Genomic DNA, 14,875 nt, shown 5'->3' with positions numbered 1-14,875 from the left:
TCGCGATCGTTAGTACACCGGCTTATCGAGGCGGATTTCCTGCAAGATCGTCGTGGCGATTTCCTCGATGGACTTGTGCGTGGACGAGAGCCACTTGATGCCTTCGCGGCGCATCATGGCTTCGGCTTCGTTCACTTCGTAGCGGCAGTTTTCCAGCGCCGCGTACTTGCTGCCTGGCCGCCGTTCGTTGCGGATTTCCGTGAGGCGCTGCGGATCGATCGAGAGCCCGAAGATCTTCGCGCGATGCGCAAGCAGCGAAGTGGGCAGCTTGCCGCGCTCGAAGTCGTCCGGGATCAGCGGATAGTTGGCTGCTTTCACGCCGTATTGCATCGCCAGATAGAGGCTGGTCGGCGTCTTGCCGCTGCGCGACACGCCCACGAGGATCACGTCGGCGTCGTTGAGGTTGCGGTTGGACTGGCCGTCGTCGTGCGCGAGCGAGAAGTTGATCGCTTCGATCCGGTTCTTGTATTCGTCGGTGTCGGCGTTCTGGTGGCCGCGGCCCATCGCATGGCTCGACTTGAGCTCCAGCTCCTGCTCGAGCGGCTCCACGAAGGTCTGGAACATGTCGAGCACGAGCGCGTTCGAGCGCTTGACGATCTCGTTCGAATTGCTGTCCACCAGCGTCGTGAAAACGATGGGGCGGCGGCCTTCTTGCACCGCGGCTTCGTTGATCTTTTCGGCGGTCGAGTAGGCCTTGTCCGTCGAGTCGACGAACGGCACGCGCACGAGGCGGAATTTTTGGTCGAACTGCGAGAGGATCGAATGCGCGAACGTTTCGGCAGTGATCCCGGTACCGTCGGAGACGATGAATACGGTAGGCGGCATCGGTTGAGGCTGGGTACGTGAGCGAGGCGGCTCGAAAGATGGGCGAGGCGCCCGGGAGGCGCCCAGAGAGCGTTGTGGAACGATTTCGAGGCGCGATTCTCACCGACAGACACATTTTCGAGAGTCGGCACGGTAGAATAGCGGCAACCTGTTGGATAAGCAATTGCAGTGCAACCGCGCCCAATCGCGGCCCATTGTGGCTCAATCGGGTGTCAACTTGCAGCGGTTTCGCATAATTTCGCGTAATCGCGCGCATCTTCGTGCTTTTCCTCGCGCCGGATGCAGGCCCCAAGGTGGTGGCGATTGCTTCTCCAACAGGTTGCGCAAGGCGCAGATCCGCTTCCAATGGGCGGCCTGCGTTCGAGCCCACTTGCGCAATCGTGAATTTTTTTCACACTTAGGGGCTTGTATGACTAACACCGTTGCCAAGGATCAGGCGTATGTAGTGCCTTTCGAGCAGTTGCGGATGACTGATGTCGAGATCGTGGGCGGCAAGAACGCCTCGCTCGGCGAAATGATCAGCCAATTGGCTGAAGCAGGCGTGCGTGTGCCCACGGGCTTCGCGACGACCGCGCTCGCCTTCCGCGACTTCCTGAAACATAACAACCTGACCGAACGGATCGCCGCGCGTCTGGAGACGCTCGACGTCGACGACGTCAAGGCGCTGGCCGAAGCGGGCAAGGAAATCCGTCAATGGATCATCGATGCGCCGCTGCAGTCGAAGTTGGAAGCTGACATCCGCGCGGGTTTCGAGACGCTGAAGGCAAGCTCGCCTTCCGAGCTGTCTTTCGCCGTGCGCTCGTCGGCGACGGCGGAAGATCTGCCCGACGCTTCGTTCGCCGGTCAGCAGGAAAGCTACCTGAACGTGGTCGGCATCGAAGACGTGCTCGACCGTCTCAAGCACGTGTTCGCGTCGCTCTACAACGACCGCGCCATCTCCTATCGCGTCCACAAGGGCTTCACCCACGCCGAAGTCGCACTGTCGGCGGGCGTGCAGCGCATGGTCCGTTCGGACCGCGGCGCCGCGGGCGTGATGTTCACGCTGGACACGGAATCGGGCTTCAAGGACGCCGTCTTCATCACGTCGAGCTACGGCCTCGGTGAGACCGTCGTGCAGGGCGCCGTGAATCCGGACGAGTTCTACGTCTTCAAGACCACGCTCGCGCAGGGCAAGGCGCCGATCATCCGCCGCTCGATCGGCTCGAAGCTGATCAAGATGGAATTCACGCAGCCGGGCGAGCCGGGCCGCGTGAAGACGGTCGACGTTTCGCACGAGCAGCGCAACCGCTTCTCGATCACCGACGAAGACGTGATCGAGCTCGCGAAGTACGCCGTCATCATCGAGAAGCACTACCAGCGTCCGATGGACATCGAGTGGGGCAAGGACGGCCTCGACGGCAAGATCTTCATTCTCCAGGCGCGTCCTGAGACGGTGAAGAGCCAGGCCGCGGGCAAGGCCGAGCAGCGCTTCAAGCTCAAGGGCCAGTCGCAGGTGCTCGCAACGGGCCGCGCGATCGGCCAGAAGATTGGCGCGGGCCGCGTGAAGGTGATTCACGATCCGTCCGAAATGGAACGCGTGCAGCCGGGCGACGTGCTCGTCGCCGACATGACCGACCCGAACTGGGAGCCGGTGATGAAGCGCGCTGCCGCAATCGTCACGAATCGTGGCGGCCGTACCTGCCACGCGGCGATCATCGCGCGTGAGCTGGGCGTGCCGGCAGTCGTGGGCTGCGGCGACGCGACCGATGTGCTCAAGGACGGCGCGCTCGTGACCGTGTCGTGCGCGGAAGGCGACGAGGGCCGCATCTACGATGGTCTGCTCGAAACCGAAGTCAGCGAAGTCCAGCGTGGCGAGCTGCCGGCGATTCCGGTCAAGATCATGATGAACGTCGGCAACCCGCAGCTCGCGTTCGACTTCTCGCAGCTGCCGAACGCCGGTGTGGGCCTCGCGCGTCTCGAGTTCATCATCAACAACAACATCGGCGTGCACCCGAAGGCGATCCTCGAGTACCCGAACGTCGATGCGGACCTGAAGAAGGCGGTCGAGAGCGTGGCGCGCGGCCATGCGTCGCCGCGTGCGTTCTACGTCGACAAGCTCACGGAAGGCATCGCCACGATCGCGGCGGCGTTCTATCCGAAGCCCGTCATCGTGCGTATGTCGGACTTCAAGTCGAACGAGTACAAGAAGCTGATCGGCGGTTCGCGTTACGAGCCGGACGAGGAAAACCCGATGCTGGGCTTCCGCGGCGCCTCGCGCTACATCGCCGACGACTTCGCTCAGGCGTTCGAGATGGAATGCCTCGCGCTCAAGCGCGTGCGTGAAGAGATGGGCCTGTCGAACGTCGAGATCATGGTGCCGTTCGTGCGCACGCTCAAGCAGGCGGAGCGCGTGGTTGGCCTGCTCGCGAAGTACGGCCTGAAGCGCGGCGAAAACGGCCTGCGCCTCATCATGATGTGCGAAGTGCCGACCAACGCGATTCTGGCCGAAGAGTTCCTGCAGTACTTCGACGGTTTCTCGATCGGCTCGAACGACCTCACGCAGCTCACGCTCGGCCTCGACCGGGATTCGGGCATGGAACTGCTGGCCGCCGACTTCGACGAACGCGACCCGGCTGTCAAGTTCCTGCTCAAGCGCGCGATCGAAACCTGCCGTCGCCTGAACAAGTACGTCGGCATTTGCGGCCAGGGCCCGTCCGATCATCCGGACTTCGCCCAGTGGCTGGCCGAAGAGGGCATCGCGTCGATCTCGCTGAACCCCGACACGGTCGTCGAGACGTGGCAGGCGCTCGCGAAATCACAGGCGAAGTCATGAGCGCCCGCTGAAATCACACTGAGCGCCGCGCGCGAAAGTTGAGGTGGCTTACACCTCGCCTTCGCACGCTGCGGAAAACAGTGTCAGCTTCGTGCTATAACACCCCGGTCAAGCCGGGGTGTTTTACTTTGGGAGGTCGACGTGGGTCCGCATGGTTTGTTCTGGTGGATCGGCGCGGGCGTGCTGATCGTGGCCGAGCTGATGACCGGCACGTTCTATCTGCTGATGATCGCGCTCGGATTCCTCGCGGGCGTGCTCGCGTATGAGCTGGGTGCGCCGCTCGACTTGCAACTCGTGGCTGCGGCGCTGGTGGCGCTGGTGGCCGTGATCGTGCTGCGGCGCTCGCGGTTCGGGCGGCGCCGGCGCATGGTCGACGCGTCAACCGATCCGGGCGTGAATCTCGACATCGGCTCGACCGTCTCGGTGGCCGCATGGCGCGACGGGCGCGCGCGCGCGATGTATCGGGGCGCCGAATGGGACATTGAGCTCGTGCCAGGGGAGCCCGAGGACGCCCATCTTTACGAAATCAAGGCGGTGCGCGGCAGTTGCCTCGTCGTGGCGGCGAGGCGCGCCGACGGCGCGGCAGCGGGTGCGCATGGGGCGCGCGAAGGCACGCGCCAGGCCTGACGAGGCCTGCAGACGGCTGCCTGGCCGGCAGCGCAGGCATGCATCGAAGAAGCGAAACCGAAGTCAAATCGAAGCAAAGGGGGAAGCGTATGCAAGTGCCTGTCGTCGGGTTGATCCTGCTCGTGATCGTCATCGTGCTGATCTCGAAGATCATGAAGATCGTGCCGCAGCAGCACGCCTGGGTGCTCGAGCGGCTGGGCCGCTACCACGCCACGCTCACGCCGGGCCTCTCGATGGTGCTGCCGTTCATCGACCGCGTGGCCTACAAGCACGTGCTCAAGGAAATCCCGCTCGAGGTGCCGAGCCAGATCTGTATTACGCGCGACAACACGCAGCTCCAGGTGGACGGCGTGCTGTACTTCCAGGTGACCGATCCGATGAAGGCCTCGTATGGTTCGAGCAACTTCGTGTTCGCCATCACGCAGCTCTCGCAGACCACGCTGCGCTCGGTGATCGGCAAGCTCGAGCTCGACAAGACCTTCGAGGAGCGCGATTTCATCAATCACAGCGTCGTTTCGGCGCTCGATGAGGCCGCCTCCAACTGGGGAGTGAAGGTCCTGCGCTACGAGATCAAGGACCTCACGCCGCCGAAGGAAATCCTGCACGCCATGCAGGCGCAGATCACCGCGGAGCGCGAAAAGCGTGCACTGATCGCGGCCTCGGAAGGGCGCAAACAGGAGCAGATCAACCTCGCAGCGGGCGCGCGGGAGGCCGCGATCCAGAAGTCGGAGGGCGAGCGGCAGGCGGCCATCAACCAGGCGCAAGGCCAGGCGGCGGCCATCCTGGCGGTGGCCGAGGCGAATGCGCAGGCCATCCAGAAGATCGGCAACTCGATCCAGGCCCAGGGCGGCATGGACGCCGTCAACCTCAAGGTGGCGGAACAGTACGTCACGGCGTTCGGTAACCTCGCGAAGCAGGGCAACACGCTGATCGTGCCCGGCAACATGAGCGACCTGAGCTCGATGATCGCCTCGGCGCTCACCATCGTGAACCGCACGGGCATGAAGGAGACGCAATTGAGCCGGGATACGGCGAAGGGCGCTTGAGCGGGGCGAGGGGGCGGTATTTGCAACGAAAATGCAGCAAAAAAGGGCGGCTCGGGCCGCCCTTTTTCCTTTTTGCCACGTTTGTTGCGTCTGAAGCGCGCGGCTCGAAGACTTGACGGATCGACGGGCTGCGCTCAGGTAGGCGTGCGCATCAGGCGCGCCTTTTCGCGCTGCCAGTCGCGCTGCTTCTCGGTTTCGCGCTTGTCGTGCAGCTTCTTGCCCTTGGCGAGGCCGATCTCGCACTTCACGCGGCCGCCCTTGTAGTGGAAGTTCAGCGGCACGAGCGTGAAGCCGCGCTGCTCGACCTTGCCGATCAGCTTGTCGATTTCCTCGCGGTGCAGCAGCAGCTTGCGCGTGCGCGTGGGATCGGGGTGGATGTGCGTCGAGGCTTCGGGCAGCGGGCTGATGTGCGTGCCGATCAGGTAGAGCTCGCCGTCCTTGATCACGACGTAGCTTTCCTTGATGTTGGCTCGCCCGGCGCGCATCGCCTTGACCTCCCATCCTTCGAGCACGAGCCCCGCCTCGTGGCGCTCTTCGATGAAGTAATCGAAGAAGGCTTTTCTGTTGTCGATGATGCTCATAGGAAAATGGGAAACGCCCAACTCGTTTAAAATCACGATTTTAGCAAAGCGGGCAGCCGAAAGCCCGTCGCGCCTTCACCCTTGCCTCGCATTGCGCAATTTATGGCGGATGTCCAGAAAACCGTGTTGATTCGCCATTCGGCGGAGCAGATGTTCGACCTCGTCACCGACGTCGACGATTATCCCAATTTCCTGCCGTGGTGCGGCGGCGTCGAGGTTCGCCGCAAGGACGAGGACGGAATGGAGGCGAAAATCGATATCAACTTCAAAGGCATCAAGCAGCACTTCGCCACGCGTAACCGGCACAAGCGGCCCGAGCGTATCGACATGGAGTTCGCCGACGGCCCCTTCAAGAAGTTCACGGGCGCCTGGCGTTTCACGCCGCTGCGCGCGGATGCCTGCAAGATCGAATTCTCGCTGCACTACGAGTTTTCTAACATCATTCTCGAGAAGATCATCGGTCCGGTGTTCCACCACATCGCGAACACCTTCGTCGACACGTTCGTGAAGCGCGCCGACCAGCGTTACGGCAAGAACAAGCTATGAGCGCGACACTTTCCATCGACGTCTGCTACGCGCTGCCTGTCGCGCAGACCTTGATCGGCGTGGAACTGGCGCCGGGCGCGACGCTCGGCCAGGCCATCGAGGCGAGCGGCATCCTCGCGCGCCATCCAGAAATCGATCTGACGAAACTGAAGGTGGGCATTTACGGCAAGCTCAAGCCGCTCGACACCGTGCTCACCGATCATGACCGCGTGGAGATCTACCGCCCGCTGGTGGTCGATCCCAAGCTTGCACGCCAGCGCCGCGTCGACAAAACCCGCAAGGAAGGCTCGATCGAGGGCCGTAAGTGGCAGAACAAGGATTCGCGCTGAACCGGCGCTGAGCCGGCATTGACGATCGCCTGAACTCGCGGTGACGGCCGTCCAATGGGCCGCGCTGCGTCCCCAGTTCCCCCGCCAAGCTCCGTTAGTTCGCCGCGCGGCGCCGTTCCGTGCCGTTCTTGCCCGAGGCATCCGCCCCGCCGTCCCCCGCAATGCCGGGCAAATCGCCATCCGGCACGATGCCGTCGCCGTGCGCGGTGTCCTCCGGTCCGCCCGAATGCTGGCGGACCGACCAGCTCACGCCCGCTACCAGCAGCACGATTGCCGCGACTTCCAGCATGCGCGGCAGGCGGTGGTCGTAGATGAAGCCGTAGAGGAGGGCGAATAGCGTCTCGAAGACGATCATCTGGCCTGAGAGCGTCAGGGGGAGGCGTTTGGAAGCCGCGTTCCAGAGACCGTTGCCGAGCCACGACGCGCCAATGGCCAGCACGAGGTTAAGTTGCCAGAACGCGGTCCAGCGCCCGCCGCTCACGCTCTCCTGCACCGTTGCGGCGGGCATGACGAGCACCGCGAGCCAGAGCAGGCCACCGAGCGCGCCCGTGACGACGCCCCACAACACCGACCACTCGTTGCCGCCGAAATGTGCGTTGCGCTGCAGGTAGCGCGCATTTTCGACGGCATACCAGGTCCAGCATGCGAGTGCACCGACGGCGCAGCCGAGGCCGGCAATCTTCGTGAGCGTGCTCGCGTGCTCGCCGGCGGCCGCCGTGAAGACATCGACATTGATGCATACGATGCCGGCGGCGATCATCGCGAGCGGCCAGACGAGCTTCGAGAGCGCCACGGCGCCGTGGTCGCTGCGTCCGAGCAGGGTGACCGTGACCGGCAGAACACCGACGATCAGCGAGGCGGGCGCGATGCCCACGAGATGGATCGCGCTCGCGAGAAAGAGGTAGTAAAGGAGGTTGCCGATCAGAGCCAGCTTCACGAGCGCGATGAGGTCGGCGCGCGTGAGACGCGGCCAGACGCGCCGCAGCATGGGCAGGAGTGCGGCGAACGAGACGAGGCCATACATCAGGTAGCGCCCGGCACTGAGGAGCAGCGGCGAGAACTCCGGCAACTGGCGAGGCACCAGAAATACGGTTCCCCATAACGCACCGGCGAGCACGCCGTACAACACACCACGCTGCATTTGCCTTGCCTCCGCAATTTCGACCTGGCCGTTCTGGCCGCACAGGATGGGAGGCAGCTTAACCGTGCGCTGCACGGGCGTCTTGTTCAATCCTGCACGCGGCGATTCGCGGTGCGCGGCAGGCGGCCCGAAAATCGGGTCTGACGCGTCGTTCCTGTGCTGCTGCACACCCCGTCCCGAACCTCAAAAAATCCCGAAATCGGCGCTAAGCTACTGTACACACTGATGATTTCCGGGGCGCTATCCCGTATAATCTGCTTTTGCGCCTATAGGATTTGCCATGCGTCTGATCCAGAAAGCACTCACGTTCGATGACGTGCTCCTCGTCCCCGCTTTTTCCGACGTTCTCCCGCGCGACACCAGCCTGAAGACCCGGCTGACCCGCAATATCTCCCTGAACATTCCGCTCGTTTCGGCCGCGATGGACACCGTCACGGAAGGGCGTCTCGCCATCGCGATGGCGCAGCAGGGCGGCGTCGGCATCATCCACAAGAATCTCACGCCGGCCGAACAGGCGCGCGAGGTCGCGAAGGTGAAGCGTTTCGAGTCGGGTGTCGTGCGCGATCCGATTACGATTCCGCCGCAGATGAAGGTCGCGGACGTGATCGCGCTTTCGCAGCAGCATGGCATCTCGGGCTTCCCGGTCGTGGAAGGCGCACAGCTCGTCGGCATCGTCACGAACCGCGACCTGCGCTTCGAAACGCGTCTGGAGGAGCCGGTGCGCTCGATCATGACGCCGCGCGAGCGCCTCGTCACCGTCAAGGAAGGCACGCCGCTCACCGAAGCCAAGGCGCTCATGCACAGCCACCGCCTCGAGCGCGTGCTGGTCGTGAACGACGCGTTCGAACTGCGCGGCCTCATGACCGTCAAGGACATCACCAAGCAAACCGAACACCCGGCCGCCTGTAAGGACGAGCATGGCAAGCTGCGTGCGGGCGCGGCCGTCGGCGTGGGCCCGGACAACGAAGAGCGCGTCGAGCTGCTGGTGCAGGCCGGCGTGGACGTGATCGTGGTCGACACGGCACACGGCCATAGCCAGGGCGTGCTCGAGCGCGTCCGGTGGGTCAAGAAGAATTTCCCGCATGTCGAAGTGATCGGCGGCAACATCGCGACGGCCGCCGCCGCGCGCGCGCTCGTCGAATACGGCGCCGACGGCGTGAAGGTCGGTATCGGCCCGGGTTCGATCTGCACGACTCGCGTCGTCGCCGGTGTGGGCGTGCCGCAGATCACGGCGGTCTCGAACGTGGCGGAGGCGCTCAAGGGCACGGGCGTTCCCCTCATATCCGACGGCGGCGTGCGTTACTCGGGCGACGTCTCCAAGGCGCTGGCCGCGGGCGCGAACGCCGTGATGATGGGCAGCATGTTCGCGGGCACGGAAGAATCGCCTGGCGACGTGTTCCTGTACCAGGGCCGCCAGTACAAGTCGTACCGCGGCATGGGCTCGGTCGGCGCGATGAAGGACGGCGCCGCGGACCGCTACTTCCAGGACAACTCGGCCAACATCGACAAGCTGGTGCCGGAAGGTATCGAAGGCCGCGTCTCCTACAAGGGTTCGGTCAACGCGATCCTGTTCCAGCTGATCGGCGGCGTGCGCGCCTCGATGGGCTACTGCGGCTGCCGCACGATCGACGAACTGCACGACAAGGCGGAATTCGTCCAGATCACGGGTGCCGGCCTGCACGAGTCGCACGTCCACGACGTGCAGATCACGAAGGAAGCGCCCAACTACCACGTGGACTAAACCTCGATGAAGCCGCTGCTGCGCATAGTGCTGATTGTCGATGCGTTGATGTTGCTGGGTTTCGGCGTGCTGTTCCTGCTCACGCCCTGGAGCTCGCTCTACAACGCGTTGCAACTGGTGCAGCCGCAGCCGGCGCTCATCGGACAGGTGTTCGGTGTGGTGCTGCTCGGTTTCGCCTGGATCGCGGTGCGTGCGGCGTTCGACGGTGGCCTCACCGCCGTGGTTGGGCGCACTGCCGGGCACGTCAACTGGATTGCCGGCGTGCTGATGCTGGTCTGGCTGATCGGCTTGCATACGCCGCAGCTCACGGGTTTTGGCCAGTTGGTGGCCGGTGCGGTGGGCGCCTGGCTCATCATCGTCGGGCTGGGCGGTACACGGCTTGCCGGTGCGGTGAAGCGGCGCGAGAAGGCGCAGGCGGCCGAGGCCGCCGTGCAGGAGCGCGAAGCGCGCGCCGTGGCCAGGAGCAAGCGTGAAGAGCCGGTGGTGTACGCGAAGCCGGCTTTTGCTGGCGGACCGGCTGAGACGGGCGCAATGGGTGCCGAGCCAGTGGTGCGGCCGCCGGCCGTGACGCCGGCCCCGGTGCAGCCTGCGGTGACGGCGAATGCGCCGCGCGCGACGGCGCAAGCGGAAGATGCGCGCCTTGCCGCGCGAGACGAAGCAGCCGACGCGCCGCGGCCGCCGCTGCGTGGCTGACCGCGCGAGTCGCCGCGGCACAGGCAACGTCAGCCGCATTGCGCCACGATTTCGCTGTTTATTTCGCTGTCGGGTGCCATTGCCGCCAGGCGCCACAGTTCCGATGAATTCACGCCGCGTGCCAGATTTATCCTGCGCGCGGCTTTCTGTATCCGTTCTTTTTTAGGTCTCGTCCGCTGCCATGCACGACAAAATCCTGATTCTCGACTTCGGTTCGCAAGTCACCCAACTGATCGCGCGCCGCGTGCGCGAAGCCAACGTCTACTCGGAAATCCATCCGTACGATGTCGACGACGCATTCATTCGCGAGTTCGCGCCGAAGGGCGTCATCCTCTCGGGCGGCCCCAACTCGGTCACCGAAACCGATACCCCGCGCGCCCCGCAAGCCGTGTTCGAACTCGGCGTGCCGGTGCTCGGCATTTGCTACGGTATGCAGACGATGGCCGAGCAGCTCGGCGGCAAGGTGGACGGTGGCCACCTGCGCGAATTCGGCTACGCCGAAGTGCGCGCGCGCAACCACACGAGCTTCCTCGAAGGCATCGAAGATTTCAGCACGAGCGAAGGCCACGGCATGCTCAAGGTCTGGATGAGCCACGGCGACAAGGTCACCGACATGCCGCCGGGCTTCAAGCTGATGGCATCGACCGAATCGTGCCCGATCGCGGCGATGGCCGACGAGGCGCGCCACTTCTACGGCCTGCAATGGCACCCGGAAGTCACGCACACGGTGCAGGGCCGCGCGATGCTCGAGCGTTTCGTGCTGGGCATCTGCGGCGCGAAGGCCGACTGGGAAATGGGCCACTACATCGACGAAGCCGTCGAAGCGATTCGCAAGCAGGTGGGCAGCGAGCACGTCATTCTCGGCCTCTCGGGCGGCGTGGATTCGTCGGTGGCGGCGGCGCTGCTGCACCGTGCGATTGGCGACCAGCTGACCTGCGTGTTCGTCGATCACGGCCTCTTGCGCCTGAACGAAGCCGAGCAGGTGATGTCGATGTTTGCGGACAACCTCGGCGTGAAAGTGGTTCACGTCGATGCGAGTGCAGCGTTCATGTCGAAGCTGGCTGGCGTGACCGATCCGGAAGCGAAGCGCAAGATCATCGGCGCGGAGTTCGTCGAGGTGTTCCAGGCCGAAGCGGGCAAGCTCAAGGACGCGAAGTGGCTCGCGCAGGGCACGATTTATCCGGACGTGATCGAGTCGGCGGGCAAGGGCAAGAAGGGCGCGCACACGATCAAGAGCCACCACAACGTGGGCGGCTTGCCGGAGACGCTCAATCTGAAGCTGCTCGAGCCGCTGCGCGAGCTGTTCAAGGACGAAGTGCGCGAATTGGGCGTGAAGCTCGGCCTGCCGCACGATATGGTGTATCGCCATCCGTTCCCGGGCCCGGGTCTTGGCGTGCGTATTTTGGGTGAGGTGAAGCGGGAGTTCGCTGATCTGCTGCGTCGCGCCGATGCGATCTTTATCGAGACGCTGCGCAATACCATCGATAAGGAAACTGGCAAGTCGTGGTATGAGCTGACGAGCCAGGCGTTTGCCGTGTTCCTGCCGGTGAAGAGTGTGGGCGTGATGGGTGATGGCCGCACGTATGAGTATGTGGTCGCGCTGCGCGCGGTGCAGACGCTCGACTTCATGACCGCGCATTGGGCACATCTGCCGCATGAGCTGCTTGGGCATGTGTCGAATCGCATCATCAATGAGGTGCGCGGCATCAATCGGGTGGTGTACGACATTTCGGGGAAGCCACCGGCGACAATCGAGTGGGAGTAGAGATTTTAAAAATCCCTTTTTTTGAATCCATGGGTTGGGGTGGTCGATAAATCACACATACCCGATTCTAAATTGCCGGACGCAGGTTCATAAGCCCTTGATTAGTATGGAAATCCTTAACCTGCGTCCGCGCCTGCGGAGAGCCCGGGCAACCGCAATTTGACGGTCTATGTCGCCAGTATGTGCGGATGCTCGCTTAATACCGTCAGCGGCGTTGACGGTATCCGGGCGGTACCGCAAACGCTTGGCTTGTCGGTTTGCTTTCAGCGGGCTTGAAGTCGTTGGAATTCATGGTGCAGCAGCCCCACGACCTGGGCTAGGTCTAAGGGCTGCAGACGGTTCTTTTTCAGGAAGGCCGTCCATTGCTTCTGCTTCGTGGCATCCTGCGCAAAGGCGTCGCTCAGGCCCGCGGGGATCGCTTCGGGGATGGCCAGCCTTCGCCGGGCGAACGTGGCTTGGACTGCGCGGTGCAGTTCGGCAGGATCCAATGTCTCCTCGGTTAGCAACACCCAGAGATCGAAATAATCCTTCATGCGGGTGTTGACCATGCCCAGCAGGCACACTGCGTGAAATTTCTCGGCCACCACGGTGTATTTCGGATAGGCCCGCAGCTGTGGGGCTGGCAGATCGTCGAGCAGCACGGGATAGTTCACGGATTCAGGTGCCGGCGTGACGGCATCCCCGAAACCGATATCCACCTGCAGCGCAATGCGAGCGCCATCCAGCTTCGCTTGCAGGTCGATCCGCACGCCGCCATAGCCCGCCTCCTTGCGGATTTCGGAGCCCTTGACTGATTCCGGTTCGAACGCGATGCCGTCCTCGACTTCGATCTGGCCGATCTCGCGGAAAGTCGAGACGGCGGTGTGAATGTCGTCTGGGCCATGACCCAGCAGATCCGCGTCCCGCGTTGGCCGGTGTGGCTGGTCGTACCACAAGGAAAACAGCAGAGCGCCTTTGAGAAGGTAGTTGTCGGCATGCTGAGAGACCGACAGCCGGTACAGCAGCCGCTCTAGCCCATACTGGGTGAGCGTCAGATTGAAGTCTTGCTTCGAGGCATCCGCGTGCTGCTTCAACCGGGCCCGAATGGAGGCTGCGAGGTTGCGGCTCATGTGGTCACACTCTCCAGATAGGGGCGCATGACATTGCTCACGCGGTTCACTGTCGCATAGTGCCAGAGCGCGTCCATCGTGAGCCTGCGCTGCGACCAGCCATCGCGCAGCGCTTCTAGAGCTACGTCAAGGCCGATCTTGTTGCGGTACTTGAAGCAGTCTGCCACCGTCTTGGCCAAGTTGAACACGGGCACCTGTACGCCATCGATCTCCAGGTGGTCGATACCCTCTGTCAGGGCTGCGCCTGACATGCGCACAACGCGCAGGGCCGGCTGGTCCAGGCGCGGCGTGGGCGTATGTGGGGGAATGGCGATCCAGACCTCGAAGGGGGCCTGTGTGCCGATGCCGTGGACGCGCAGCGCCGACAGCAGGCACACCACGCCACGCGGTACGCGCAGTGCGGATTCGGCCAGTGATCGATGCTCGCTGGGTGCGCGCCCTTGTAGGCTATAGACTCCGCGGGCGACACGTTCGAGCTTGCCCGCCGCAACGAGCCGGCTGAGTACCATGCTCGGCAGCCCTTGTTTGACTAGATCGCGGGCGCGCAGCAACGGCTGGCGCTCGGCGAGCGCCAGGACGGCTTGTTCGAGCGTATTGTCGGTGGAAGGCATCGTACCCGGATTTTGTTGTGTTTTTTATCCATTTGTCAATAAAAGACTAGCCAATGAATCGCGGGCGCATGACGATCAGCAGAACTTTTCGGGGCGAAGTCGGCGAGTGAATGATCCGGTCATTTTGCGGTGCAGCGAATCTTACCCAATGCTCTGGCGTGCCGCTGCCGGGCTTCCCGGCTTTTCAAGGGGAGTACCGTCACCGCGGGTGACGGTATCAATTCGCGAACGTCGCACCACAGCTCGCTCGAGCGCAAGAAGTAGCCCAGCACTTTCCTGCCTCGGATTCTAGCGACGGTCCGGACTACATCCGGGAGTACGCAAACATCAGGAAGGTGGTTGCCGATTCAACGCCTGTCGGCGGCGAATGAACCCAGAAACGTCGCTACCTTAGACTTACTGGTTTTTTGCAAGCGAGTCATAAGTCCGTGATCAACTCGATCCAGACCGTAAGTTTCTGCGATGTCGTGTTGCAAGCGGCACCAGAGATGACAGGCCATGTCGGCGTCAACCATCGCTCTGTGGGCACGCCCGGTTTTTGGCAATCGCAGCATCTGCGCCAGCGTCGATAGGCGGTGACTTTGAGCGTCTGGGTAGATCCGCCTGGCCACTAGCATCGTGCAAGCAAAGGCATGCTCCGCTGCCACACCGAGATGCCCGAGCTCTGCTTGCCAAAACCGCTTGTCGAAGCCGGCATTGTGCGCGACGACGGGATGACTTCCAACAAATGCTGCAGCTTCCATCATGACTTTCGACGCAGTGGGAGCCGACGCGATCATGTCGTTCGTGATGCCAGTGAGTGCGACGACATCGGACGGTATGCGTCTGCCTGCATTCATCAAACTCTGGTAGCGGTCGACGATTTGCCCGTCACGCAAAAGGATGACAGCAATTTCAGTAGCTCGATCGCCCAGATTGGGTGAAAGCCCGGTAGTTTCGAAGTCCAATACCGCAACGGTTTGCATATTTCGTCGCTTATAGCGCAGTCTTGAGTTGAGATTGAGAGAATGGGTTAGCCCGCCGCGAGACGAGAATAGTTAGCCGCAAGT

At 63.0% G+C, this 14,875-nt stretch carries 14 protein-coding genes; 8 read left to right on the top strand and 6 right to left on the bottom strand.

The genetic code is table 11. The annotated features are described in order from the left end of the window. Nucleotides 1-9 precede the first annotated feature (9 nt). Nucleotides 10-825, bottom strand: a complete 816-nt coding sequence (gene ppsR / locus EYW47_RS12470) for a posphoenolpyruvate synthetase regulatory kinase/phosphorylase PpsR (protein ID WP_133195163.1) — start codon at nt 823-825, stop codon at nt 10-12. A gap of 409 nt (nt 826-1,234) precedes the next feature. On the opposite strand from ppsR, the gene ppsA reads away from it, so the two are divergent. The 3 genes from ppsA (at nt 1,235) to EYW47_RS12455 (ending at nt 5,310) form a co-directional block, all read left to right on the top strand. Then, the gene (ppsA, locus tag EYW47_RS12465; protein WP_133195162.1) at nt 1,235-3,637 is read left to right on the top strand and encodes a phosphoenolpyruvate synthase; all 2,403 of its coding nucleotides are present in this window, start codon (nt 1,235-1,237) and stop codon (nt 3,635-3,637) included. Nucleotides 3,638-3,838: 201 nt separating this feature from the next. Continuing rightward, complete coding sequence (locus tag EYW47_RS12460) at nt 3,839-4,264, top strand: NfeD family protein (protein ID WP_165976555.1); 426 nt, start codon at nt 3,839-3,841, stop codon at nt 4,262-4,264. Between the two features lie 89 nt (nt 4,265-4,353). Beyond that, nucleotides 4,354-5,310, top strand: coding sequence for an SPFH domain-containing protein (locus tag EYW47_RS12455; RefSeq protein ID WP_133195160.1), 957 nt, complete (start codon nt 4,354-4,356; stop codon nt 5,308-5,310). Nucleotides 5,311-5,444: 134 nt separating this feature from the next. Here the strand turns inward: EYW47_RS12455 and smpB are convergent, their stop codons facing one another. Next, the gene (gene smpB / locus EYW47_RS12450) at nt 5,445-5,891 is read right to left on the bottom strand and encodes an SsrA-binding protein SmpB (protein WP_028219508.1); all 447 of its coding nucleotides are present in this window, start codon (nt 5,889-5,891) and stop codon (nt 5,445-5,447) included. 102 nt (nt 5,892-5,993) lie between these two features. Here smpB and EYW47_RS12445 point away from each other — a divergent pair, with 102 nt between their 5' ends. Both EYW47_RS12445 and EYW47_RS12440 read left to right on the top strand, forming a co-directional pair. Then, nucleotides 5,994-6,437, top strand: a complete 444-nt coding sequence (locus EYW47_RS12445) for a type II toxin-antitoxin system RatA family toxin (RefSeq protein WP_133195159.1) — start codon at nt 5,994-5,996, stop codon at nt 6,435-6,437. After that, complete coding sequence (locus EYW47_RS12440) at nt 6,434-6,766, top strand: RnfH family protein (protein WP_133195158.1); 333 nt, start codon at nt 6,434-6,436, stop codon at nt 6,764-6,766. Before EYW47_RS12445 ends, EYW47_RS12440 begins: the two co-directional genes overlap by 4 nt. A 94-nt stretch (nt 6,767-6,860) precedes the next feature. Here EYW47_RS12440 and EYW47_RS12435 read toward each other — a convergent pair whose 3' ends face one another. Further along, nucleotides 6,861-7,907 carry a DMT family transporter gene (locus EYW47_RS12435; protein ID WP_133195435.1) on the bottom strand — a complete coding sequence of 349 codons (1,047 nt, stop codon included), beginning with the start codon at nt 7,905-7,907 and terminating at the stop codon, nt 6,861-6,863. A 280-nt stretch (nt 7,908-8,187) separates the two neighbouring features. On the opposite strand from EYW47_RS12435, the gene guaB reads away from it, so the two are divergent. From guaB to guaA, 3 genes are all read left to right on the top strand, one after another. Beyond that, the gene (gene guaB / locus EYW47_RS12430; protein ID WP_133195157.1) at nt 8,188-9,648 is read left to right on the top strand and encodes an IMP dehydrogenase; all 1,461 of its coding nucleotides are present in this window, start codon (nt 8,188-8,190) and stop codon (nt 9,646-9,648) included. Between the two features lie 6 nt (nt 9,649-9,654). Beyond that, nucleotides 9,655-10,341, top strand: coding sequence for a hypothetical protein (locus tag EYW47_RS12425; RefSeq protein WP_133195156.1), 687 nt, complete (start codon nt 9,655-9,657; stop codon nt 10,339-10,341). 181 nt (nt 10,342-10,522) lie between these two features. Next, nucleotides 10,523-12,106, top strand: a complete 1,584-nt coding sequence (gene guaA / locus EYW47_RS12420) for a glutamine-hydrolyzing GMP synthase (RefSeq protein WP_133195155.1) — start codon at nt 10,523-10,525, stop codon at nt 12,104-12,106. Between the two features lie 263 nt (nt 12,107-12,369). On the opposite strand, the gene EYW47_RS12415 is transcribed toward guaA, so the two are convergent. The 3 genes from EYW47_RS12415 to EYW47_RS12405 form a co-directional block, all read right to left on the bottom strand. Then, the gene (locus EYW47_RS12415) at nt 12,370-13,215 is read right to left on the bottom strand and encodes a nucleotidyl transferase AbiEii/AbiGii toxin family protein (protein ID WP_133195154.1); all 846 of its coding nucleotides are present in this window, start codon (nt 13,213-13,215) and stop codon (nt 12,370-12,372) included. Further along, nucleotides 13,212-13,826 (bottom strand): type IV toxin-antitoxin system AbiEi family antitoxin domain-containing protein, encoded by a 615-nt coding sequence (locus tag EYW47_RS12410; RefSeq protein ID WP_133195153.1) that lies wholly within the window; start codon nt 13,824-13,826, stop codon nt 13,212-13,214. Before EYW47_RS12410 ends, EYW47_RS12415 begins: the two co-directional genes overlap by 4 nt. A 347-nt stretch (nt 13,827-14,173) precedes the next feature. Then, the gene (locus EYW47_RS12405) at nt 14,174-14,791 is read right to left on the bottom strand and encodes a 3'-5' exonuclease (RefSeq protein ID WP_133195152.1); all 618 of its coding nucleotides are present in this window, start codon (nt 14,789-14,791) and stop codon (nt 14,174-14,176) included. Nucleotides 14,792-14,875: the final 84 nt, after the last annotated feature.

It is taken from the genome of Paraburkholderia silviterrae (assembly GCF_004353915.1).
GTDB classification, from domain to species: Bacteria; Pseudomonadota; Gammaproteobacteria; order Burkholderiales; family Burkholderiaceae; genus Paraburkholderia; species Paraburkholderia silviterrae.
Note: the sequence above shows the minus strand (reverse complement) of the source record. Positions and strands in the feature narration are given on the sequence as shown.

What these genes read in the sequence shown, in the direction of transcription:
- ppsR (WP_133195163.1), bottom strand. Translation starts at nt 825, where the DNA reads ATGCCGCCTACCGTATTCATCGTCTCCGACGGTACCGGGATCACTGCC.
- ppsA (WP_133195162.1), top strand. Translation starts at nt 1,235, where the DNA reads ATGACTAACACCGTTGCCAAGGATCAGGCGTATGTAGTGCCTTTCGAG.
- EYW47_RS12460 (WP_165976555.1), top strand. Translation starts at nt 3,839, where the DNA reads ATGACCGGCACGTTCTATCTGCTGATGATCGCGCTCGGATTCCTCGCG.
- EYW47_RS12455 (WP_133195160.1), top strand. Translation starts at nt 4,354, where the DNA reads ATGCAAGTGCCTGTCGTCGGGTTGATCCTGCTCGTGATCGTCATCGTG.
- smpB (WP_028219508.1), bottom strand. Translation starts at nt 5,891, where the DNA reads ATGAGCATCATCGACAACAGAAAAGCCTTCTTCGATTACTTCATCGAA.
- EYW47_RS12445 (WP_133195159.1), top strand. Translation starts at nt 5,994, where the DNA reads ATGGCGGATGTCCAGAAAACCGTGTTGATTCGCCATTCGGCGGAGCAG.
- EYW47_RS12440 (WP_133195158.1), top strand. Translation starts at nt 6,434, where the DNA reads ATGAGCGCGACACTTTCCATCGACGTCTGCTACGCGCTGCCTGTCGCG.
- EYW47_RS12435 (WP_133195435.1), bottom strand. Translation starts at nt 7,907, where the DNA reads ATGCAGCGTGGTGTGTTGTACGGCGTGCTCGCCGGTGCGTTATGGGGA.
- guaB (WP_133195157.1), top strand. Translation starts at nt 8,188, where the DNA reads ATGCGTCTGATCCAGAAAGCACTCACGTTCGATGACGTGCTCCTCGTC.
- EYW47_RS12425 (WP_133195156.1), top strand. Translation starts at nt 9,655, where the DNA reads ATGAAGCCGCTGCTGCGCATAGTGCTGATTGTCGATGCGTTGATGTTG.
- guaA (WP_133195155.1), top strand. Translation starts at nt 10,523, where the DNA reads ATGCACGACAAAATCCTGATTCTCGACTTCGGTTCGCAAGTCACCCAA.
- EYW47_RS12415 (WP_133195154.1), bottom strand. Translation starts at nt 13,215, where the DNA reads ATGAGCCGCAACCTCGCAGCCTCCATTCGGGCCCGGTTGAAGCAGCAC.
- EYW47_RS12410 (WP_133195153.1), bottom strand. Translation starts at nt 13,826, where the DNA reads ATGCCTTCCACCGACAATACGCTCGAACAAGCCGTCCTGGCGCTCGCC.
- EYW47_RS12405 (WP_133195152.1), bottom strand. Translation starts at nt 14,791, where the DNA reads ATGCAAACCGTTGCGGTATTGGACTTCGAAACTACCGGGCTTTCACCC.